General features: G+C 44.4%; 1 protein-coding gene. It reads right to left on the bottom strand.

What is annotated here, in order from left to right:
* Nucleotides 1-29 precede the first annotated feature (29 nt).
* Nucleotides 30-1,010: a DMT family transporter gene (locus IQ242_RS25420; protein ID WP_193961858.1), complete on the bottom strand. Its 981-nt coding sequence runs from the start codon at nt 1,008-1,010 to the stop codon at nt 30-32.
* Nucleotides 1,011-1,133: the final 123 nt, after the last annotated feature.

The raw sequence follows: 1,133 nt of genomic DNA, 5'->3' as shown, positions 1-1,133 counted from the left end.
CCCTAAAACCCAACACCCAACACTCATGTTTACTTCACGGAAGCAGAGGAAAGATTAGCAAAAATTGCCCGCAATTGTGGGGCGATTCTTTCCCTTTGATTGATTAAATAAATACTAACAAGGGTTAAAGATACCCCCACCCATTGCAATACACTTAACATCTCACCGAGGAATAAATTCCCGAAAGTGAGGGCAAAAACCGGAGTTAAAAAAGTTAAAGAACTTAAACTGGTTAAATTGCCCTTGGCGGCTAAATAAAAGAATATTCCATAGGCGATCGCACTACCAAAAATCGTGGCATAACTTAAAGCTAACCAACCATTTAAATCTATATTTTGCCATTGATGGGATTCGGTGAAACCTGAAGCTAAAAATAGCGGCAATCCCCCTAAAATCATGTGCCATCCCGTGGCACTGACGGGATCCGCATGACGACAGACAAACCGGATTAAGACTGTTCCCACCGCCATGGATAGGGAAGCCAAAAGCATGAGCATTTCGCCGCTATTTAGTAATTCCTGCCAGCTAAAGTCAATATTTACCGCTTTTTGTCCAAAAAAGTCATAAAACCATTGATCGGGCAAGCCGATTAAACTAATTCCCCCAATCCCTAAACCCAATCCTAACCATCCCCAGACACCGATAACTTCTTTAAATAGCCAACTCGACATTAAAGCCACCGCTAGGGGTTGGGAGTCAATAATTACCGATCCTAACCCCGCCCCGGTGCGATTTAATCCCAATGCCAGAAAACCTTGAAAAAGAGTGCCATCCATGAGAGCAAAAAGGGCAATCCATAACCATGCTTGCAGGGTTTTGGGCTGAGGACGACCTAAAAACCAAGCTACCATTAAAACTAACATTCCGGCGGGAACAAGGCGAATTGCCGCCATAAATAGGGGGGTGGTGTGGGGGATAACACCTTTCATCGCTACCATCGCTGTTCCCCAGAGAAAAAACGGTGAGATAAGTAAGAAGGGCGAGGATTTCTTTAAATCTAAGTTTTCCATAGGTAAGTAGCTGGTTATAATTAAATTAAAAATGGATTTTAGGTTCGATCCCCCCTGCCCCCCTTGATAAGGGGGGTGCCGATCCCCCCTTAGTCCCCCCTTTAATCCCCCCTTAATAAGGGG

This window comes from Microcystis sp. LEGE 08355 (assembly GCF_015207185.1).
Classification (GTDB): domain Bacteria; phylum Cyanobacteriota; class Cyanobacteriia; order Cyanobacteriales; family Microcystaceae; genus Microcystis; species Microcystis panniformis.
The sequence above is the reverse complement of the archived record's forward strand: the minus strand, read 5'-3'. Positions and strand labels throughout refer to the sequence as shown.

Bases quoted from the DNA above. Each gene is read 5' to 3' on its own strand.
- IQ242_RS25420 (WP_193961858.1), bottom strand. From the start codon at position 1,010: ATGGAAAACTTAGATTTAAAGAAATCCTCGCCCTTCTTACTTATCTCA.